Origin of the sequence: Acinetobacter sp. V2 (assembly GCF_001188385.1) — a bacterium.
GTDB classification, from domain to species: domain Bacteria; phylum Pseudomonadota; class Gammaproteobacteria; order Pseudomonadales; family Moraxellaceae; genus Acinetobacter; species Acinetobacter oleivorans.
This window is the reverse complement of record NZ_JZFB01000001.1, coordinates 930,580-930,856: the sequence shown is the minus strand read 5'-3', so window position 1 is coordinate 930,856 and position 277 is coordinate 930,580. Positions and strand designations below refer to the sequence as shown.

Annotated in this window: 1 protein-coding gene and 1 pseudogene; both read right to left on the bottom strand. The window is 39.4% G+C overall.

What is annotated here, in order from left to right:
- Positions 1–74, bottom strand: a pseudogene (locus tag UC75_RS22525) (muconolactone delta-isomerase); the annotation flags it as partial.
- A gap of 23 nt (positions 75–97) precedes the next feature.
- Positions 98–277: enolase C-terminal domain-like protein (locus UC75_RS04200; protein WP_049836811.1), on the bottom strand; the 180-nt coding region annotated here is incomplete at its 5' end.

The following is a 277-nucleotide window of genomic DNA, read 5'->3' as shown; positions in this document are numbered from 1 at the left end:
GCCTTAATTTCATTTGCTTTGTCGGCTGGCATATCAAGTGGAATATGCACATCCATACGTACATGAAATAACATGGGAAACTCCTTATCCTGTTGCCTTAACGACGTAACTTCTCGACTTTATCTTCATCAATTTCAATGCCTAAGCCTGGAGCTGTTGGCAAGTGCAATTCGAAGTTTTCGTAACGTAGCGGTTCTTTCAAAATTTCTTCGGTAAGTAATAACGGACCAAATAATTCAGTACCAAACGCTAATGTTTCAAAGGTTGCAAATGCATG